At 74.6% G+C, this 19,039-nt stretch carries 17 protein-coding genes; 9 read left to right on the top strand and 8 right to left on the bottom strand.

Features of this window, described 5'->3' with window-relative positions; all coding sequences use genetic code 11:
• Window positions 1–14: 14 nt before the first annotated feature.
• Together ACLWS4_RS25855 and ACLWS4_RS25850 are read left to right on the top strand one after the other, a co-directional pair.
• Complete coding sequence (locus ACLWS4_RS25855) at window positions 15–956, top strand: MerR family transcriptional regulator (protein ID WP_416875327.1); 942 nt, start codon at window positions 15–17, stop codon at window positions 954–956.
• Complete coding sequence (locus ACLWS4_RS25850; protein WP_074001366.1) at window positions 953–1,444, top strand: GNAT family N-acetyltransferase; 492 nt, start codon at window positions 953–955, stop codon at window positions 1,442–1,444. Before ACLWS4_RS25855 ends, ACLWS4_RS25850 begins: the two co-directional genes overlap by 4 nt.
• A 52-nt stretch (window positions 1,445–1,496) precedes the next feature.
• On the opposite strand, the gene ACLWS4_RS25845 is transcribed toward ACLWS4_RS25850, so the two are convergent.
• Genes ACLWS4_RS25845 through murJ form a run of 3 tightly spaced genes read right to left on the bottom strand, consistent with a single transcriptional unit; the run spans window position 1,497 to window position 3,762 of the window.
• On the bottom strand, window positions 1,497–1,850 hold the full coding sequence (locus ACLWS4_RS25845) for a hypothetical protein (protein WP_117489428.1): 354 nt from the start codon (window positions 1,848–1,850) through the stop codon (window positions 1,497–1,499).
• Between the two features lie 14 nt (window positions 1,851–1,864).
• A complete protein-coding gene (locus ACLWS4_RS25840; protein ID WP_049657348.1) occupies window positions 1,865–2,185 on the bottom strand; it encodes a hypothetical protein in 321 nt (106 codons plus the stop codon).
• On the bottom strand, window positions 2,182–3,762 hold the full coding sequence (murJ, locus tag ACLWS4_RS25835; protein WP_416875326.1) for a murein biosynthesis integral membrane protein MurJ: 1,581 nt from the start codon (window positions 3,760–3,762) through the stop codon (window positions 2,182–2,184). Before murJ ends, ACLWS4_RS25840 begins: the two co-directional genes overlap by 4 nt.
• Window positions 3,763–3,929: 167 nt before the next feature.
• Here murJ and ACLWS4_RS25830 point away from each other — a divergent pair, with 167 nt between their 5' ends.
• Together ACLWS4_RS25830 and ACLWS4_RS25825 are read left to right on the top strand one after the other, a co-directional pair.
• The gene (locus tag ACLWS4_RS25830; protein ID WP_049657347.1) at window positions 3,930–4,595 is read left to right on the top strand and encodes a response regulator transcription factor; all 666 of its coding nucleotides are present in this window, start codon (window positions 3,930–3,932) and stop codon (window positions 4,593–4,595) included.
• A gap of 3 nt (window positions 4,596–4,598) precedes the next feature.
• Window positions 4,599–6,017, top strand: a complete 1,419-nt coding sequence (locus ACLWS4_RS25825) for a sensor histidine kinase (RefSeq protein WP_387821817.1) — start codon at window positions 4,599–4,601, stop codon at window positions 6,015–6,017.
• A 17-nt stretch (window positions 6,018–6,034) separates the two neighbouring features.
• On the opposite strand, the gene ACLWS4_RS25820 is transcribed toward ACLWS4_RS25825, so the two are convergent.
• From ACLWS4_RS25820 to ACLWS4_RS25805, 4 genes are all read right to left on the bottom strand, one after another.
• On the bottom strand, window positions 6,035–7,297 hold the full coding sequence (locus ACLWS4_RS25820) for a sensor histidine kinase (protein ID WP_380741173.1): 1,263 nt from the start codon (window positions 7,295–7,297) through the stop codon (window positions 6,035–6,037).
• Window positions 7,298–7,305: 8 nt separating this feature from the next.
• Window positions 7,306–8,028 (bottom strand): ABC transporter permease, encoded by a 723-nt coding sequence (locus tag ACLWS4_RS25815; protein ID WP_416875325.1) that lies wholly within the window; start codon window positions 8,026–8,028, stop codon window positions 7,306–7,308.
• On the bottom strand, window positions 8,025–9,059 hold the full coding sequence (locus ACLWS4_RS25810) for an ABC transporter ATP-binding protein (protein ID WP_416875324.1): 1,035 nt from the start codon (window positions 9,057–9,059) through the stop codon (window positions 8,025–8,027). Before ACLWS4_RS25810 ends, ACLWS4_RS25815 begins: the two co-directional genes overlap by 4 nt.
• Window positions 9,060–9,254: 195 nt before the next feature.
• On the bottom strand, window positions 9,255–11,408 hold the full coding sequence (locus tag ACLWS4_RS25805; protein WP_416875323.1) for a prolyl oligopeptidase family serine peptidase: 2,154 nt from the start codon (window positions 11,406–11,408) through the stop codon (window positions 9,255–9,257).
• Between the two features lie 313 nt (window positions 11,409–11,721).
• Between ACLWS4_RS25805 and ACLWS4_RS25800 the strand changes: the two genes are divergently transcribed.
• The 5 genes from ACLWS4_RS25800 to ACLWS4_RS25780 all read left to right on the top strand — a co-directional run bounded on the left by ACLWS4_RS25800 (window position 11,722) and on the right by ACLWS4_RS25780 (window position 17,902).
• Complete coding sequence (locus ACLWS4_RS25800) at window positions 11,722–11,916, top strand: DUF2304 family protein (RefSeq protein ID WP_049658010.1); 195 nt, start codon at window positions 11,722–11,724, stop codon at window positions 11,914–11,916.
• Window positions 11,917–11,947: 31 nt separating this feature from the next.
• A complete protein-coding gene (gene mshB / locus ACLWS4_RS25795; RefSeq protein ID WP_049658011.1) occupies window positions 11,948–12,856 on the top strand; it encodes an N-acetyl-1-D-myo-inositol-2-amino-2-deoxy-alpha-D-glucopyranoside deacetylase in 909 nt (302 codons plus the stop codon).
• Window positions 12,853–13,311: a DUF6113 family protein gene (locus tag ACLWS4_RS25790; RefSeq protein WP_220450057.1), complete on the top strand. Its 459-nt coding sequence runs from the start codon at window positions 12,853–12,855 to the stop codon at window positions 13,309–13,311. Before mshB ends, ACLWS4_RS25790 begins: the two co-directional genes overlap by 4 nt.
• A 244-nt stretch (window positions 13,312–13,555) precedes the next feature.
• On the top strand, window positions 13,556–16,024 hold the full coding sequence (locus ACLWS4_RS25785; protein WP_416875322.1) for a hypothetical protein: 2,469 nt from the start codon (window positions 13,556–13,558) through the stop codon (window positions 16,022–16,024).
• A gap of 165 nt (window positions 16,025–16,189) precedes the next feature.
• Window positions 16,190–17,902: an ABC transporter family substrate-binding protein gene (locus ACLWS4_RS25780; RefSeq protein ID WP_117489416.1), complete on the top strand. Its 1,713-nt coding sequence runs from the start codon at window positions 16,190–16,192 to the stop codon at window positions 17,900–17,902.
• Between the two features lie 13 nt (window positions 17,903–17,915).
• On the opposite strand, the gene ACLWS4_RS25775 is transcribed toward ACLWS4_RS25780, so the two are convergent.
• Window positions 17,916–18,965 (bottom strand): ABC transporter ATP-binding protein, encoded by a 1,050-nt coding sequence (locus ACLWS4_RS25775; protein WP_074001357.1) that lies wholly within the window; start codon window positions 18,963–18,965, stop codon window positions 17,916–17,918.
• Window positions 18,966–19,039: the final 74 nt, after the last annotated feature.

Here is a 19,039-nt window from a genome sequence, read left to right as displayed (position 1 = left end):
CCAGAGTGGTCCCCATGGACGGCAGCGAAACGCTCTACCCGATCGGCGACCTCGCCCGGCGCACCGGACTCACCGTCAAGACCATCCGGTTCTACGCCGACACCGGCCTCGTCCCGCCCACCGGGCGCAGCGCCGCCGGCTACCGGCTGTACGACGTGCACGCCCTCGCCCGGCTGGACCTCGTCCGCACCCTGCGCGAACTCGGGCTCGACCTGCCCGCGATCCGCCGGGTGCTGGAACGGGAGGCCCCGCTGCACGAGGTGGCCGCCGCACACGCCGAGGCGCTGGAGGTGCAGATCCGCACCCTCCGGCTGCGCCGGGCGGTGCTGCTCGCCGTCGCCCAACGCGCTTCCACACCCGAGGAGATGGGACTCATGCACAAGCTCGCCAAACTCTCCGACGCCGAACGCCGGCGCCTGGTCCACGACTTCGTCGACGAGGCCTTCGGCGGCCTGGACGCCAACCCCGAGTTCGTCGCCATGATGCGCTCCGCCATGCCCGAACTGCCGGACGAGCCAAGGACGGAGCAGGTCGAGGCCTGGGTCGAACTCGGTGAACTCGTCCAGGACCCGGACTTCCGCGCGGCCGTCCGGCGGATGGCCGAACAGCAGGCCGCCGAACGGGCCGAGGGCGACCGCGGCGGGCTGCACCACGCGCTCACCGAGACCGTACGGTCCCTGGTCGGTGCGGCGCTGGCCGCCGGCACCGACCCCGCCTCCCCCGCGGCCGGCCCCGTCCTCGACGCCCTCACCGCCGCCTACGCCGAGACCTTCGGCCGTCCCGACGACGCCGGGTTGCGGCGCTGGCTGCTCGACCGCCTGGAGAGCGCCGACGACCCGCGCGCCGAGCGCTACTGGCAGCTGCTGGCGGTCATCAACGGCTGGCCCGTCCCGGAGAGCCTCACCGGGGTATTCCGGTGGTTCACCGGGGCGCTGCGGGCCAGACTGGCGCGATGATCACCCTGGAACCCCTGCGCCCCGACCACGCCGAGGCCCTGCTGGCCTTCGAACGCGCCAACCGCGCGTACTTCGCCCGCAGCATCCCGGACCGCGGCGACGCCTACTTCGCCGGCTTCGCGGACCGCCACGCCGCCCTCCTCGCCGAACAGGCCGAGGGCACCTGCCGGTTCCACGTGGTGCTCGACGCGGCCGGCGGGCTGGTCGGCCGCGCCAACCTCGTCGACCTCGCCGACGGCAGCGCCGAACTCGGCTACCGGATCGCCGAATCGGCCGCCGGCCGCGGCGTCGCGAAGGCCGCCGTCGCCGAGGCCTGCCGCCTCGCGGCCACCGCCTACGGCCTGACCGTCCTGACCGCCGTCACCACCGTCGACAACCCCGCCTCCCAGGCCGTCCTCGCCCGCAACGGCTTCGCGCTCAGCCACCGGTTCCTCCTCGCCGACCGCCCCGCCCTCGCCTACCGCCGCCCCCTGGGCGACCTCGGCTGAGCGCGGGCCCGGCGCGGGCCCGGCGCGGGCTGAAGGCCGGGCCGGCGTCCCGCTACGGCAGCCAGCGGCGGGCGGCCTCGACGCTGTCGGCGGGGCTGGTGTTGAAGGCGACGGCCGCCTGCGGGGCGTGACGGCGGACCAGGTTGACGACCGCCTCGAAGAACGGCAGCGCCGGTTCGGGCTTGCGGATGCCGCCGCCGATGACGACGACGTCCCAGCGGCGCCCGGCGAGGGCCGCCACGACGGCGGGTTCGGCGGTGTCGTCGGGGGCGACCAGGGTCACGGCGGCGTCGATGCCGTGCTCGGTGAAGCGGGCGAGTTCGGCGTCGAGGAGGGCCCGCACCGCGTCGCCGTCCACGCCGGGGACGGTGTGCGGGTCGAAGCCGAGGATGAGAACGGTGGGCATGCCCGGTACGACGCTCACTCCGGCCGCCCGGGTTCCCCGCCGAGGTAGCGGGCGGCGTCGACGAGGGTGAGCTTGGGGTCGGTCCAGGAGCAGACCTCCAGCCAGGAGAGCCGGCCGTCCTCGGCGAAGAGCAGGATCTCGCCGTCGGAGCCGATCGCCGCCTCGGCGACCACCTCCGAGCGGGCGCCGTCCTGGACGCCGGCGAACAGGGCGGTGCTGCAGCCGCACCGGCAGCGGGACTCGACGCGCAGGTGCGGGACCTGGGCGCGCAGGGGGTGGCCCTCGGGGAGGAGGAAGTCGAGGACCCGGGCGACGTCGCTGGGGAGGAGGGTCATGGGCGCCTGCGCAATCGTGTGGTGAGGACGGACAGTTCTTCGATCCGGAGGAGGTGGGCGAGCAGGAGGTAGCCGACGGCGAGGGCGGCGGCGGCCGGCAGGAGGCCGTACCGGGTGGCCCACCAGGCGCCCGCGGCGGCCGGCAGGGCGGCCAGCAGCGGCTTCCCGTGGGCTCCCAGGACCCGCAGCGGCCCGAGCCGCCGGCGCAGCAGCAGGGCGGCGGCCGCGCAGGTGAGCAGGAACGACGCCCCGTAGCAGCCGGCCATCCCGGTGACGGCCCAGCGCAGCGGCAGCAGCCGGTGGCAGAGCACCGCGCCCAGCGCCGTGGCGGCGACCGGCAGCAGGTTGAGCAGGAAGGGCGTACGGCTGTCGCCGAGCGCGTAGAAGACGCGGGTCAGCGCGTAGCCGGCGGAGTACAGGACCAGGCCGGGCGCGAAGGCGGTCAGCATCCCGGCGATGGCCCGCACGTCGTCGGCGCCGGTGCTCCCGTGCCCGAAGGCGAGCGCGCACAGCTGCGGTGCGAGGACCGCGAACGCGCAGGCCGCCGGGACGGTGACCACCGCGATGGTGCGGACGGTGCGGGCGAGCAGCGCGCGGACGGCCCGCGGGGAGTCGGCGGCGGCGGTGAGCGCGGGAACGACCGCCGTCACCACCGACACCGTGACCACCCCGTGCGGCACGATCCACAGCAGGTACGCGCTGCTGTACGCGGTGTACCCGACGCCCGGCAGCCCGGCCTCGGCGGCCCGCGAACCGACCGAGGTCGACAGCCGGGTCACCACCCAGTAGCCCACCTGGTCGCCGAGCACCAGCAGCAGCGTCCACCCGGCGGCCCGCAGCGGCTCGCCGAGCCCGGCCTGCCGCCAGTCCCAGCGCGGCCGGGGCCGCACGCCGGCGGCCCGCAGGCAGGGCAGCAGCACCAGGCTCTGCGCCACCACCCCGGCCGTCGTACCGGCCCCGAGCACGGTCACGTCGGCCGTGGAGAAGGACCGTTGGCCGAGGTACCCGGCGAACACCCCGATCACCACCAGGTTGTTGAGCACCGGAGCCCAGGCCATCGGCGCGAACCGCTGCCGGGCGTTGAGGAGTTGGCCGAGCACGGTGAACAGTCCGTAGAAGAACACCTGCGGCAGGCACAGGTACGCCAGCAGCACCGTCCGGTCCAACTGCGCACCGCCGTAAGCGGTGTAGGCACGCACGAGGTACGGCGCGCCCGGCACCACCACCGCCGTCAGCACCAGCAGGGTGACCACCAGCACCGTCACCAGCCGGTCGACGTGCGCCGCCCCGCCGTCCGCCGACTCCTTGGCGGCGCGCACCAGGTGGGGCACCAGCGCGGTGTTCAGCGCGCCGCCGATCAGCAGCACGAACAGCAGATTGGGCACCGTGTTGGCCACGTTGTACCCGTCCGCGAGCAGCCCCGAGCCGAGGACCGCCACCAGCAGCGCCGAGCGGACGAAGCCGGTGGCCCGGGAGACCACCGTCCCGGCCGCCATCACCAGGCTGGGCGGCGGCGTGCGGCGCGGCCGCCGGTGGCGGGCGGGCCGCGGCGGACCGGGCAGCGGAGGGCGGGGCAACGGAGGACCCTCCAGTACGGTCATCCGCCGGCACCTCCCGTGTCAGGCACCGACTCGAACTGATCGGCGGAAACGGCGAGAGCATGCACCCGCGCCCCTGAAGCGGGGCTGAGAAAGCTGAAGACGGCTTAAGGAACGGATCCGGCGCCGGTGGCATCCTGATCCGCATGGAGATTCTGGTGGTGGAGGACGACGCCCAGGTCGCGGCCGCCGTACGGCGCGGCCTGGAGGTCGAGGGCTACACCGTCGACCTCGCCCCGGACGGCCTCACCGGCCTGCGGCTGGCCCAGCGGCACGCCTACCGGGCGATCGTGCTCGACATCATGCTGCCCGGCCTGAACGGCTACAAGGTGTGCGAGGCACTGCGCGCCGACGGCGTCACCACCCCGATCCTGATGCTGACCGCCAAGGACGGCGAGTACGACGAGGCCGAGGGCCTGGACACCGGCGCCGACGACTACCTCACCAAGCCGTTCTCCTACCTGGTCTTCCTGGCCCGGCTGCGCGCCCTGATCCGCCGCAGCCAGACGCCGGGCCCGCTGCTGCGGGTCGGCGACCTCTGGCTGGACCCGGCGGGCCGCCGCTGCGGCCGGGGCGGCGCCGAGATCACCCTCACCGAGCGGGAGTTCGCCGTCCTGCGCTGCCTCGCCGAGCACCCCGGCGAGGTGCTGTCCAAGCGCCGGATCGTCGACGAGGTGTGGGACATCGCCTTCGACGGCGAGGAGTCCATCGTCGAGGTGTACGTCAGCATGCTGCGCCGCAAGGTGGACGCGCCGTTCGGCGTCCGTTCGATCACCACCGTGCGCGGCGTCGGCTACCGGCTGGAGGCCTGACCGGTGCCCGGCAGGCTCTCCACCCGGCTGCGCACCTCGCTGGCGGCCGGCCTGGCCGCGCTGCTGCTGCTCGGCGTCGGCGCCTGGTGGCTGCGCGGCCACATGTACGACGCCCAGCTGGAGGCGGCCGAGGCGGACGCCCAGGCCCAGGCCCGCGAGATCAGCAGCGGCTACAAGCACGGCCAGCAGCTCGCGGACTACGGGCGGCTGCCGTACCTCGTGCTGGACAGCGACGGCCGGGTGCTGACCATGGGCGGCCCGCTGACCACCCAGCACCTGGCCGGGGACCCGCCCGCCGCCGTACCGAAACTCGCGCCGGACGACTGGCAGTCGGTCCAGCGGGTCGCCATCGGCCCGGCCGGGGAGGCCGCCGCCAACCGCTACTCGGGGCGCACCTTCACCGCGCTGGGCAGCTGGAGCCCGCTGCTGCGGCAGAACGACGAGAACGGCCAGCCGGTCAAGCCGGTGGTCGGCCCGTTCACCGTGTACGTGCTGGCCACCCCGTTCGCCGCCGAGGCCTCGCTGCACACCATCGACCCGGTGCTGCAGGTGGGCGTGCCGGCCGCCGCGCTGCTGGTCGCGCTGACGGCCTGGGCGGCGACCAGCCGGGCGCTGCGCCCGGTGGAGGCGATCCGCGCCGAACTGGCCGAGATCGGCGAGCACCGGCTGGACCGCCGCGTCCCGGTGCCGCCCGCCGGCGACGAGCTCACCCGGATGGCCCGGACCACCAACGCCACCCTGGACCGGCTGGAGCGCTCGGCCGTGCAGCAGCAGCGCTTCGTCGCGGACGCCTCGCACGAGCTGCGCAGCCCGATCGCCGCGCTGCGCACCAATCTGGAGGTGTCGCTGGCGCACCCCGACCGCACCGACTGGCCGGCCACCACCCGGGAGGCGCTCACCTCGGTCGAGCGGCTCCAGCAGCTCACCGAGGACCTGCTGTTCCTGGCCCGGGGCGCGCACCCGGCGACGGCCGGCCGGCTCACCACCGTCGACCTGTCCGCCGTGCTGCGCGAGCTCGCCGACCAGTACCGCCCCGGCCTCGGCGCCCGGCTCGCCCTGCGGGTGGACGCGCCCGAGGCGGTGCCGGTGCTCGGCAGCCGCATCCGGCTGCACCGGCTGGTGCGCAACCTGCTGGACAACGCCCGGCGGCACGCGTCCGCCGAGGTGGTGCTGTCCGCGCGGCGGACCGCGCACGGCTGCGTCCTGGAGGTCCGGGACGACGGCCCGGGCGTGCCGCCGGAGGACCGCGAGCGGATCTTCGAGCCGTTCACCCGGCTCGACGAGGCCCGCAGCCGGGACTCCGGCGGCAGCGGCCTGGGCCTGGCCATCGCCGCGGACATCGCCACGCGGCACGGCGGCACCCTGCGGGTCGCCCACGCCCCGCGCGGCGCCCGCTTCGTCCTGGAGCTCCCCCCGGCCTGACGGCCTGCGCGGCAGCCCTAAAGAGGCTTCGACACCGGCGCCGGCGCCGCAGTGGGCGCCGTCCGCAGCGGCACCGAGGCCCGCAGCCGGAAGCCCCGCCCGCGCTCCCCCGGCCCGGTCTCCAGCCGCCCGCCGACCAGCGCCAGCCGCTCCTCCAGCCCGGACAGCCCGTTGCCCGGCTGGGACTTGCCCGGCCCGCGCCCGTTGTCGACGATCTCCAGGACGGCGTAGCGCTCGCCGCTCGCCTCCCAGCTCTCGTCCGCCGTGACCGTGCAGACGGTGGCGCCCTCGCCGTGCCGGACAACGTTGGTCACGGCCTCGCGCAGCGCCCAGGCCAGCGCGCCCGTCTCCTCCTCGGCCAGCGACGGCCAGGCGTCCACCAGCTCCGGCGCGGCCTCCAGCCGGACCTGCGCGGCGGCCAGCGCGGTACGGGCGGCGGCCAGTTCCACCGGCAGGGTCGGCCGGCGGAAGCCGGTCACCGCCTCCCGGACGTCGATCAGCGACTGCCGGGCGACCTGCTCGATGTCGGCGACCTGCGCCCGCGCCGCCTCGTCCTTGCCCGCGTCCATGAACCGCCCGGCCAGCTCGCTCTTCAGGGTGATCAGCGACAGCGAGTGCCCGAGCAGGTCGTGCAGGTCGCGGGCCATCCGCAGCCGCTCCTCGGAGGCGGCCAGGTGCGCGACGGCGGCCCGGGCCTCGCGCAGCTCCTTCATGGTGGCGACCAGCCGCTGCAACCCGGTCATCGCGACGCCGGAGAGGAAGGCGCTGAGCGCGAAGGTGGTGATGTTGTCGTTGCCCGCCCCGATCGCCGCCCCGACCACGGCGGTGAGCACGGCCATGGCGATCAGCACCCGCAGCGCGTAGCGGGCCGGCGTGATGATGGCGACGCACACCGAGGCGTAGATGAACAGCGTCAGGAAGGCGGAGCCGAGGACGACCGAGGTGGCGACGGCCAGCGCGACCATCGTCGTGACGATCGCCAGGCAGGCCCGCGGCCGCATCCCGGCCTGCGAGCGGAAGATCACCAGCAGCACGTAGGCGCCCACGAACCCGGCCAGGCAGCACCAGCCGAGCACCGTCCCGGCCGTGGTGTGGGCGCCGCTCAGCAGGTCGCCGGCCGGGTAGGCCAGGTAGAGCATCCACAGCAGCATCCAGGCGACCTTGACCAGCAGCTGCCGCCTGGTCTCCACCGGGGAGCCGGGCACGTTCATGAAGGAGGCGCGCGCCGCTCCCGCCTCCGGCGGTTCGTCGGTGCGGTGGGTCCGGCGCGCGTCGCTCATGCCGGTCATCATGCCTGGCGGGTGTCGCGGCGGTACAGCGCCGCCGCGGCGGCGGCGAACACCACGAGGAAGCCGGCCAGACCGGCGACCGCGACGGTGTCCAGGGAGTGCCCGGGCCGGGTGAAGCCGGCCAGTTGGTTGTACAGGTACACCGGGTTGAACCGGGCGAACTTCTCCAGCGAGCCGCTCACCGGGAACCAGGTGCCGCCGAGCAGGGCCATCGCCATGTAGGTGATCATCACGATCGGCTGCACCGCGTCCGGCGCGGCCGCGTACCCGAGCGCCACCCCGAGCGCGGCGAAGACGAAGCTGCCCAGCCAGAGCGCGGCCGTCAGTCCGGCCCACTGCGGCACGGTCAGCGAGACCCCCTGGCTCGCGCCGACCGCGAAGACCACCAGGATCGCCGGCAGCGTGGTGACCGCGGTCGCCGCGATCTTGCCGACGGTGTACGCCCGGCCGGGCAGCGCGGTCAGCCGCAGCTGGCGCACCCAGCCGCTCTTGCGCTCCAGCGAGATCCGCTGCGCGCCGCCGGTCAGCACCGCGCCGACGGCGCCGAAGGTGGCCATCGAGACCATGAAGTAGGTCTTCACCGGCAGGCCGCCGGCCAGCTGGGTGGAGCCGTAGGCGTTGATGAAGAAGAAGTACATCAGCGCCGGGTAGGCGATGGTGAAGAGCAGGTAGCGCCGGTTGCGCAGGGTCCGCAGGATCTCCAGCTTGATCAGGGTGGTCATCGCACGCTCTCCTTGTCGGCGCTCCGCTCGTCGGCGCTCCGCTCGTCGGTGCTCTGCTCGTCGGTGCTCTGCTCGTCGGTGCTCTGCTCGTCGGCGCGCCGGGCGCCGTCCTGGCGGTCCAGTTCGCCGGTGATGGTCAGGAAGGCCTGCTCCAGGCCCACGCCGGCCACCTCGAGCCCGCGCGGGTACAGCCCCGCCCGGTAGATCCCGGCCGCGGTGGCGTCGGCGTCCGCGGTCCGGATCCGCACCGTCCGCACCCCCGGGACCCGCGCGGTGACGTCCAGCGACTGCACGCCGGGCAGCGTGCGCAGCACGGACTCCTCGAACCCGCCGTCCGCGTCGTGGAGTTCGAAGGCGATCCGGCGGGCGCCGGCCCGCGCCTTGATCTCCGCCGAGCTGCCGTCGGCGATCAGCCGGCCGCGGTGCAGCACCAGGACGCGGTCGGCGATCGAGTCGGCCTCCTCCAGGTAGTGGGTGGCGAACAGCACCGTGCGCCCGGCGTCGGCCTGGGCGCGCATGCTCGCCCAGAACGACTGCCGCACGCTGACGTCCATGCCGGTGGTGGGCTCGTCGAGCACGATCAGGTCGTTGTCGCCCGCGATGGCCAGGGCGAAGCGGACCCGCTGCTCCTGGCCGCCGGACAGCTTGTCGACCCGGCGCTCCGCGAACTCGGTGATCCCGGCGTCGGTCAGCACCTCCGTGACCGACCGGCCGCGCGGGTGCACGTCGCAGGCGAGCTGGACCAGCTCGCGCACCTTGACGTCGGACATCAGCCCGCCGCTCTGCAGCATCGCGCCGACCCGGCCGTCCTCGATCGCCGCCCGCGGGGCGCCGCCGAACAGGGTCACGCTGCCCCGGTCGGGCTCGCGCAGGCCGAGCAGCAGGTCCAGGCTGGTGGACTTCCCGGCGCCGTTCGGCCCGAGCAGGGCGACGGTCTCGCCCGGTCGGAGCACGAGGTCCAGTCCGTCCACGGCGCGCACCCGCCCGTAGCTCTTGCCCACGCCGCGGAAGGCGGCCACCTCGGTAACCATTGCCCGGCTCCTCTTCCCTGACGGTGTCACGCTCGTGGTGTCACGACCGGTGCTGTTCGCACCACCTCAGAGTCCCGCGCGGGCGGGTGGCGGCGGCAGTGTCCGCCGTCGTGCCTTCGGCATGACGGATGTCATGCCGGCGGCCGGTACCCCCGTCAGGGGCACCGGCCGTCGAAAGCGCTGGTCAGACGGGTGTCACACGCCCAGCGAGCGCTTCACGAAGTCGACCTGGAGCAGCAGCAGGTTCTCCGCGACCTCCTCCTGCGGGGTCATGTGGGTGACGCCGGACAGCGGCAGCACGGTGTGCGGACGCCCGGCGGCGAGCAGCGCCGAGGACAGCCGCAGGGTGTGCGCGGCCACCACGTTGTCGTCCGCCAGCCCGTGGATGATCATCAGCGGGCACTCCAGCCCGGCCGCGTACCCGCTCAGCGAGTTGGCGGCGTACACCTCGGGCCGCTCGGCCGGGTCGCCCAGGTAGCGCTCGGTGTAGTGGGTGTCGTACAGCTCCCAGTCGGTCACCGGCGCCCCGGCCACCGCCGCGTGGAAGACGTCCGGGCGGCGCAGCACGGCGAGCGCGGAGAGGTAGCCGCCGTACGACCAGCCGCGGACGGCGACCCGGTCGAGGTCCAGCGGGAACTCCTCGGCGAGCGCCCGCAGCGCCTCCACCTGGTCGTCCAGGGTGGCCCCGGCGAAGTCGAAGGCGATCGACTTCTCCCAGGCCGGCCCGCGCCCGGGGGTGCCGCGCCCGTCGGCGACCACCACCGCGAAGCCCTGGTCGGCGAACCACTGCGAGTTGAGGTGCGGGTTGTGCGCCTGGAGGACGCGCTGGCCGTGCGGGCCGCCGTATGGGTCCATCAGGACGGGCAGCAGGCCGTCCCGCTCGCGGTCGTAGCCGGTGGGCAGGAAGACGGCGGACGGGATGCGGCGCTCGCCGGCGAAGCGGAAGACCGGGCGGGCGGTGATGGCCGGGGTCTCGGCGTACGAGGCGATGGTGGCGACGTCGTCGACCGCCAGGCCCTCCGGCAGGTCCCGGGCGACGGTGACCAGGGTGCCGGGCAGGTCGGGCTCGGCGGTGGCCCGGACGGTGATCCCGCCGCCGTGCACCGCACTGGTGACGGAGGTGAACGGCCGGCCGTTGGCGGACTCCCAGCCCAGCCGCGTGCCGTCGTGGCTGATCCGGCCGACGCCGATCCAGCCCGGCTCGGGGTCGGTCTCCTCGGCGCCGCCGGCGGCGCTGAAGAACACCTCCCGCTCGGTGACCGCGACGACCGAGCGGACGTGCAGGTCGGCCCCGGTCACGGCACGGTCGCCGATCACCAGCGCCCGCACTCCCCCCTCGTCGGAGATCCGGACCAGCTTGCCGTCCGGGGTCCAGGCCGGTGCGCCCTGGAACAGCTCCAGCCAGGCGCCGTCCTTCTCCTCGTGCAGCACCTCGGTGGCGCCGGTGGCCGTGTCCAGGCCGAGGATCCGCTGGCCGCGCTGGTCGCGGGTCTGGACCAGGAGCAGCGGCACACCGCCCTTCGACCAGTGCACCCGGCCCAGGTACGGGTAGGCCTCGCGGTCCCAGACCACCTCGGTGCGCCCGCCGTACAGGTCGAGCAGCCAGAGCCCGACCTCGGCGTTGGCGCCGCCGGCCGCCGGGTAGGCGACCTCGGCGGGCTCGCGGTCCGGGTTCGCCGGGTCGGCGATCCACCAGCGGCGCACCGGGCTGTCGTCGGCGCGCTCGACCAGCAGCCGGTCGCTGTCCGGGGACCACCAGAAGCCGCGGTCGCGGTCCATCTCCTCCTGGGCGATGAACTCGGCCTGGCCCCAGGTGACGTTCGGGCCGTCCGGCTCGGCGAGCACCCGGTCGCCGCCGCCGTCGGTGCGGGTCAGCCGCAGCTCGCCGGCGGCGTTGGCGTACGCGACGTGGGCGCCGTCCGGGGCCGGGCGCGGGTCCAACAGCGGGCCCTCGGCGGGCAGTTCGGCGGTGGCGCCGGTGCCGAGGTCGGCGGTGAACAGTCGGCCGGAGAGGGCGAAGGCGGCCAGCGCGCCGGACGCGTCCAGGGCGTAGCCGACGATGCCGGCCGAGCCCTCGCGGCTGCGCTCGCGGCGGGCCTTCTCGGCCGGCGACAGGTCCTCCCCGTCGCCGCCGAGCAGCGCGGCCGGGTCGGCGGCGACCCGCTCCTCGCCGGTGGCGGTGTCGAGGGTCCAGAGCAGGTTGGCCCGGTCGCGGCCCGAGCCGGAGCGGAGGAAGACGACCCGCGAGCCGTCGGGCGCGACGGAGAAGGAGCGGGGCGCGCCGACGGTGTAGCGCAGGGTCCGCGCGTACTGCCGTGGGAAGGTGTCGGCAGGGGTGTGGGAGGTCATGGCACCAGACCTTATGACGCCGGACCACCACCCCCGGGCGTGCACTGATCACTCGTTCGGAGCATCGTCGGCAAGTACGCCCCAAAGGGGTCCAAACCGCCTCCGACCGGCCCATGCGCCCCTCGGATGCCACGATGCCCCGGCGCGCGTGGCCTCACCGAGGGTAATGCCACCCTTACTCATCGGGTATGACTTGTCGCGCGAGCGGCCGTCCGGCCCCGTCCCGGACCGCGGTCGCCCGCAGCCCCCAGTCCCGCACCGTCCCTCGCCGCCTCCCCGGAGGCGGCGTGCCCGAGAAGGGGTGTGAGCCGACATGGCCATGAACATCTCCGCCGCCGTGCTGATGCTGGTCATCGTGGTGATCCTGATCCGCCGGTCCGGCCTGAAGCTGGCGCACGCGATCGTCTGCGCGCTGCTCGGCTTCTACCTGGCCTCCAGCTCGATCGCCCCGTCGATCAGCCAGGTCACCAGCAACCTCGCCGGAATGATCAACGGCCTGAGGCTCTGACCCCCACCGGCCGGTGGTTAGGCTTCACCCCATGACCGCGACTACCGGCCGCCGCCTCCTCCTGGTCCACGCGCACCCCGACGACGAGTCGATCGGCAACGGGGCCACCATGGCCCGGTACGCCGCCGAGGGCGCCCGGGTCACGCTGGTGACCTGCACCCTCGGCGAGGGCGGCGAGGTGATCCCCCCGGAGCTGGCCCACCTGACGGCCGATCGGGACGACACCCTCGGCGCGTACCGGATCGGCGAGCTGACCGAGGCGATGAGCGCCCTCGGCGTGTCCGACTTCCGCTTCCTCGGCGGCCCGGGGCGCTACCGCGACTCCGGGATGATGGGCGTGCCCGAGAACGACGTGCCCGGCTGCTTCTGGCAGGCGGACGTCGACGAGGCGGCCGGCCACCTGGTCGCGGTGGTCCGCGAGGTGCGCCCGCAGGTGCTGGTCACGTACGACCCGGACGGCGGCTACGGGCACCCGGACCACATCCAGGCGCACCGGGTCGCGATGCGCGCGTACGAGCTGGCCGCCGACCCGGCGCACCGGCCGGAGCTGGGCCCGGCCTGGCGGATCGCCAAGGTGTACTGGAACCGGATGCCCTGCTCGGTGATCGAGGCCGGGCTCGCCGAGGCCGCCGCCAAGGCGTCCTTCCCGGGTGTCGCGCAGCCCGCCGACGTCCCCGGCGTGGTCGACGACGAGGTGGTCACCACCGTGCTGGACGGCGCCGCGCAGGCGGGGCGCAAGACCGCCGCGATGACCGCCCACGCCACCCAGATCACCGTGGACGGCGCCTTCTTCGCGCTCTCCAACGACCTGGCCCAGCCGCTGTTCACCACCGAGTACTACCAGTTGGTGCGCGGCCAGGCCGGGCCGGGCGAGCCGGAGGACGACCTGTTCGCCGGCCTCGCGCCCGACGCCGCGCCCGCCGAGGAGGGCACCCGATGAGCAAGCCCGCCGCCCGGCCGACCCGCCGCCCGCTCGCCGCCGCCGTGCTCGGCACCCGCGAGGAGCGGCTGGCCGAGCCCCAGCCCCCGCGCGCCGCCCGGATCGCCGCCTACGCCCTGTTCTTCCTGCTGGGCGTCGCGGTGTCGGTCTGCGGATCCTTTGTGCAGGCCCTGTGGCCGCCGGTGGGGGTCCTGTTGGCGCTCGCCGCGACCGCGGCCACCTTCTACGCCGGCCTGCGGGTCACCGGCACCCGGCTCGGCGCGGGCGCGCCCGCGGCCGGCTGGTTCCTGGCGATGCTGCTGCTGATGGTGCCCCGGCCCGAGGGCGACAACGTGCTGTGGTCCAACGCCACCTCGCTGGCCTGGCTGTTCGCCGGCTCGGTACTGGGCGTGATCTGCGCCACCCTGCCCACCCGCACCAGCTGGTTCCCCGGGGTGCCCGGCCCCCCGCGCTGACCCCGGTCGTGCACGGCGTACCGTACCGCGTACGACGCGCAGTCAGGAGCGTACGGCCTTACTCTCATACCGGAGGAACCGGACGTATCAGGATCTGTCCGAAGCCGTTCGCCGCTCTGTTCTTCCCAGTATGGTGGTCCCGCAGAACGCCGTACCCGACCGCCGCCCGCCCCCGTCAAGGCCCGGCGACCACGAACCGCGGTCGCGCCGCACGGCCCGCCCGCGAACCCGGAGCAGAGCAGCATTGAGCAGCCGCGAATCTGACAACGCCCACCCGACGCCCCGGCGCACGGGTCCGGACGCCTACCCGTCGGGCACCCCGCCCTACGGCACACCGGGGCTCCCCGGCGGCGACCGGGCGGACGCCGGACCGGGCGCCGCGTCGGGCGGCGAGGACGACGGTCCGAAGACCGAGACCACCCTGACCACCCGGGTCCGGATCAACATCCCCGGCTCGCGTCCGATCCCGCCGGTCGTCGTCCGCAGCGCCGTCAAGAACGAGGACGGCCCCGGCGATGACGCCCCGGCGGCGGCCGCCGCCGAACCGGGCGGCCCGCGGCACCGGTCCGCGCCGACCTCGCCCGTCCTCGGTGTGATGGAGGACGGCGGCCGCCAGGCCGCCCCGCCGAACCTGCCGCCGGAGTGGCAGATCCCGCCGATCCCGCCGGCCACCTCAGAGTCGGAGTCCACCGGCGCCTGGTTCCGGCCGCGTCAGAAGAAGGCCCCGGTCGCCGAGCCCGCCCCGGCCGCCGTGCCCGCCGCCGTGCCGGCCGGTGCCGCCGGAGCGGCGGAGGCCCTGGCCGTGCCGGGCGCCGTCGCCGAGCCGCGCCCGCAGGGTGCCCACCCGGCCGCGGGCCAGGCCGCCCGCGCCAACGGCGCCCCGAACGGCCGCCCGGTGCCCGCCCAGGGCAAGCAGCCGCGCCCGGCCGCGCCCGCCGCGCCGTTCCAGGCCGAGGCCCCGGTGGAGGAGCCCGGCGTGTACGAGGCCGCCGCCCCCTTCACGCCGGTCGCCGATCCCTTCGCCCCGGTCGCCGACCCGTTCGCGCCGACCGCCGACCCGTTCGTCGCACCGGTCGCCGACCCGTTCGGCACCTCCGTCCCCGACGCCGGCCAGCAGGGCGGCCTCCCCCGGCGGGGCGGCGGCCAGCGGAACCGTCAGCAGCCGGGCGGGCAGCAGCTCGACGACCGGGCGGGCGGCCCGCGCCAGTCCGGTCCGCGCAACGACTTCCAGGCGAACGGCCACCCGGCCCCCGCACCGCACCCGCAGGCCGGACCGGCCGGTGAGCCGGGCCCGGAGGACACCTCGGTCGACGGCTTCGCGCCGATCCGCGACACCACCCCGCCGCCCACCGCGATACCCGGCCTGCCCCGGAACGGCGCCCCGCACGGCGCCGACGGCCGTCCGCAGCCGGGCCTGTTCGCCTCGGCCCCGACCGGCACCGACCCGTTCGCCGCCCAGCGCCCGACCGCTCCCGGCCAGGACGCCCCCGCCACCCCGGCGGGCCCCGGCGCCCTCTTCCCGGGCGCTCCCGGCGGCGCCCCGCAGCCCGGCGACCCGGAGGCCACCGCGGTCACCCCGCTGCCGGCCCCGGCCCCCGGCCCCCGGCCCGAGGCCGCCACGGACACCAAGGGCGGCAAGGGCAAGGCCGGCAAGGGTGGAAAGGGCACCAAGGACGCCAAGGGCGACAAGGCCGCCCCCACGCCGGCCCCCGCCAAGGCGAAGGCCGAGCCCGCCGCCCCCGCCAAGGCCAAGCGCGGCGGAGCCGGCAAGAAGCTGGTCAAGCTGGGCGTCTACGGCGGCGTCGCGGTGCTGTTCCTCGGCGCGGCCGCGTACGGCACCGGTCTGATGCTCAACCAGTCCGACGTCCCCAAGGGCACCGTGGTGCTCGGCGCCGAGATCGGCGGCAGCAGCCGCGACCAGGCGATCCACCAGCTGGACGAGTCGGTCGGCAAGGCCGGCCAGCAGCCGCTCAAGCTGAAGATCGGCGACCAGGCCGTGGACCTCGACCCGGCGGTCGCCGGGCTGAGCTTCGACACCACCGCCACCGTGGACGGCCTGGCCCAGCACAGCTACAACCCGGTCGACGTCATCAAGTCGCTCCAGGGCGGCACCAAGGCCGTCGCCCCGGAGGTCAAGGTCGACAAGGCCAAGCTCCGGGCCGCCCTGGACACCCTCGCGGGCGGCTCCGGCCAGGGCCTCCAGGAGGGCTACATCAAGTTCGGCGACGTCAACGGCGAGCCGATCGTCGTGCCCGGCCGGGCCGGGCAGGCGGTGGAGTCGGCGAGCGCCCTGGAGGCGATCGAGCAGGCCTACCGCGACCGCGCCGACGGCAAGCCCGACCAGCCGATCGCCCTCGCCGTCACGGCCGCCCAGCCGAAGATCTCCACCCAGGCCCTCCAGGCCGCCGCCGACAGCCTCGGCAAGCAGATCGCCGCGGGCAAGGTGCACGTCGTGGCCGGCGCGAAGACCTGGGACTTCGGCCCCAAGACCGCGGCCAAGGCGCTCACGCTCGTCCCGGACGCCTCCGGCAAGATCGTGCCCAAGTGGGACCTCGACGCGCTCGCCGCTCAACTGGGCACCGCGTTCGACAAGGTGAAGGTCAAGAAGAACGGCCAGGTCGCCGCGATCACCCCGCAGGACGTCGCGGACGGCATCACCTCGGTGTTCGACAAGACCGGCGACAAGGACCGCACCTTCAAGTTCGTGGTCTGACCCGTCCGCGGTCGGACACCCGCACGGTCGGGCGCGTCCGCCCCCGACGAACCCGCGCCCACGGGGGGCGGGCCCGCATCCGGGCCCGCCCCTCGACAACGCCCCCTCCCGGTCAGCAAGATGTGACGCCACACCATCCGCCACATCCACCCCGGGAGCACGCCGATGCACCGCCGCCTCCAGCGCCACGGGACGGCCCTGCTCGCCGGTCTCACCGCCCTCACGCTCTCGCTGGCGCTCTGCTCCTGCACCGCCGGCCAGGGCGGCGGCGACGCGCTGCCCTCCGGCACCACAGCGCCCAAGCTGACCGCGATCGACATCAACCCGCACGACCGGGCCCGACTGCGCCAGGGCGGCACCCTGAACCTGGCGATCGCCCAGTTCTCCCGCCAGTGGTCGCCGATCCACGCCGACGGCAGCGAGTCCTCGACCGTCATGGTCAGCAAGCCGCTGCTGCCGACCTTCTTCCGCTCGGACGCCGCCGGCACCCAGACGCCCAACCCCGCCTACCTGCAGGAGGCGCACGCGGAGCTCAGGGACGGCCGGCAGGTGGTCACCTGGACGCTCAACCCGAAGGCCCACTGGTCCGACGGCACCCCGATCACCTGGCGCGACATCGAGGCCAACTGGCGTGCCCTGAACGGGAAGGACCCGGCCTACAAGGCCTCCAGCAGCACCGGCTTCGAGCTGGTCTCGGCGGTCGAGCGCGGCAAGGACGACTACCAGGCCGTGATGACCTTCGACCGCCCGTTCTCCGAGTGGCAGTCGATGTTCAACAGCGCCGGCAACGCCCCGCTGCTGCCGGCCAGTAGGGTCTCCACCCCGGAGCTGTTCAACAGCTCCTACCTGGACGGGTTCCCGGTCAGCGCCGGCCCGTTCAAGGTCGAGCAGCTGGACCGCGCCACCCAGACCGTCACGCTGGTCGCCGACCCCTCCTGGTGGGGCGACAAGCCCGTGCTGGACCGGATCGTCTTCCACGCGATGCTGCCCGACGCGATGCCCGCCGCCTTCGCCCAGGGCCGGATCGACCTCGTCAACAACGGCCCGGACGTGGCCGGTTACCAGGTCATCAGGAACACCAAGGGCGCCGTGGTGCGCCGGGCCGGCGGCCCGGACTTCCGCCAGCTCACCCTGAACGCCCGCACCCCGGCGCTCAGCGACGCGACCGTGCGCCAGGCCGTCTTCCAGGCGATCAACCGGGACGTGGTGATCCGCGCCGACCTCAACGGCCTGGACTGGCCCGCCGTCCCGCTCAACAACCACCTGCTGGTCACCAACCAGAACGGCTACCGCGACAACTCCCTGGGCCTGGCCCGCTACGACCCCGCCGAGGCCGCCCGCAAGCTGGACGCGGCCGGCTGGAAGCTGGACGGCGACGTACGGAAGAAGGACGGCCGCGAGCTGAACCTGCGGATGGTCGTCCCGGCCGGCGTCACCCCGGCCCAGAGCGAGGCCGCCAACGCCACCGCCATGCTCAAGGACGTCGGCATCAAGGTGACCACGGTGACCGCCCCCGCCAACGAGTTCTTCGACCGGTACGTCAACCGCGACGACTTCGACATCGCCGCCTACTCGCTGATCGGCACCCCCTTCCCGGCCAGCGGCAACCGCGCCAACTTCGTCCAGAGCGGCGGCACCAACCACGTCGGCGCGGGCAGCCCGGCGGTGGACGCCGCGCTCGACCGGGCCGCCGCCGCGGCCGACGCGGGCACCGCCTCCGAGGCGATCAACCAGGCCGACGGCGAGCTCTGGAAGGTGGCCGGCGTCCTGCCGCTCTACCAGCGCCCGCAGCTGTACGGGGCCCGCGCCGACCTCGCCAACATCGGCGCGCAGGGCCTGTCCGACATCGTCTGGGAGAACGTCGGCTTCGTGAAGTAGCGGGTGGACGGGCTCAGCCGTGCAGCGTCTCGCGCCAGTAGTGGCAGGCGCTGCGGCGGCCCGCCAGCTCCGTCCCGTACTCGCTGGTGACCGGTGTCAGCGCCGGGAGTTCGGTGCGGCAGCGGTCCTGCGCCCGGTCGCAGCGCGGGTTGAAGGCGCAGCCCTCCGGCAGGCTCAGCAGGCTCGGCGGCAGGCCCTTGATGGCGTGCAGGTTCTGGCCCTTCTGGTCGAGCCGGGGGATCGAGTCCAGCAGGCCCCTGGTGTATGGGTGCGCGGGCCGGGCGTACAACTCCCTGACGGGGGCGGTCTCCACGATCCGGCCCGCGTACATCACCGCGATCTTGTCCGCGACGTCGGCGACCACGCCCAGGTCGTGGGTGATCAGGATCAGTCCCATGTTGTACTCGGCCTGCAAGTCGGCCAGCAGGTCCATCACCTGGGCCTGCACCGTCACGTCCAGCGCCGTGGTCGGCTCGTCCGCGATGATCAGGTCCGGCTCCAGCGCCAGCGCCATCGCGATCATGATCCGCTGCCGCATCCCGCCGGAGAACTGGTGCGGGAAGTCCCCGACGCGCTGCCTGGCGGCCGGGATGCGCACCCGGTCCATCAGCTCGACGGCCTTCTCCTTCGCCTCCTTGCGGGACACCCCCCGGTGCGCCCGGAACATCTCGCCGAGCTGGTAGCCCACGCTGAGCACCGGGTTCAGCGCCGACAGCGCGTCCTGGAAGATCATCGCGATGTGCCCGCCCCGGATGGACCGCCGGGCGGCCGTGCCCATGGTCAGCAGGTCCTCGCCGCGGAACAGGATCCGCCCCGCGGTGATCCGCCCCGGCGGCATGTCCAGGATGCCCATGACCGCCTGAGCCGTCACCGACTTGCCCGAGCCGGACTCCCCCAGCACCGCCAGCGTCTCCCCCGCCGCGACGGAGTAGCTCACCCCGTTCACCGCCTTGGCGACCCCGTCCCGGGTGTGGAACTCCACGTGCAGGTCGTCGACCTCCAGCAGCGGCGTCCCGGGCTCCACGCTCCCCCGGCCACCGCCGATCACCTCCACCGCGTCCATCAGAGCCGCCCTCCTCAGCACCGCGGCACCCACCGCTGGGCGCAGAGCAACTATCAGGGAAGGGAGGGTACTTG

It is taken from the genome of Kitasatospora sp. SC0581, from assembly GCF_048159585.1.
Lineage (GTDB): Bacteria > Actinomycetota > Actinomycetes > Streptomycetales > Streptomycetaceae > Kitasatospora.
Note: the sequence above shows the minus strand (reverse complement) of the source record. Positions and strands in the feature narration are given on the sequence as shown.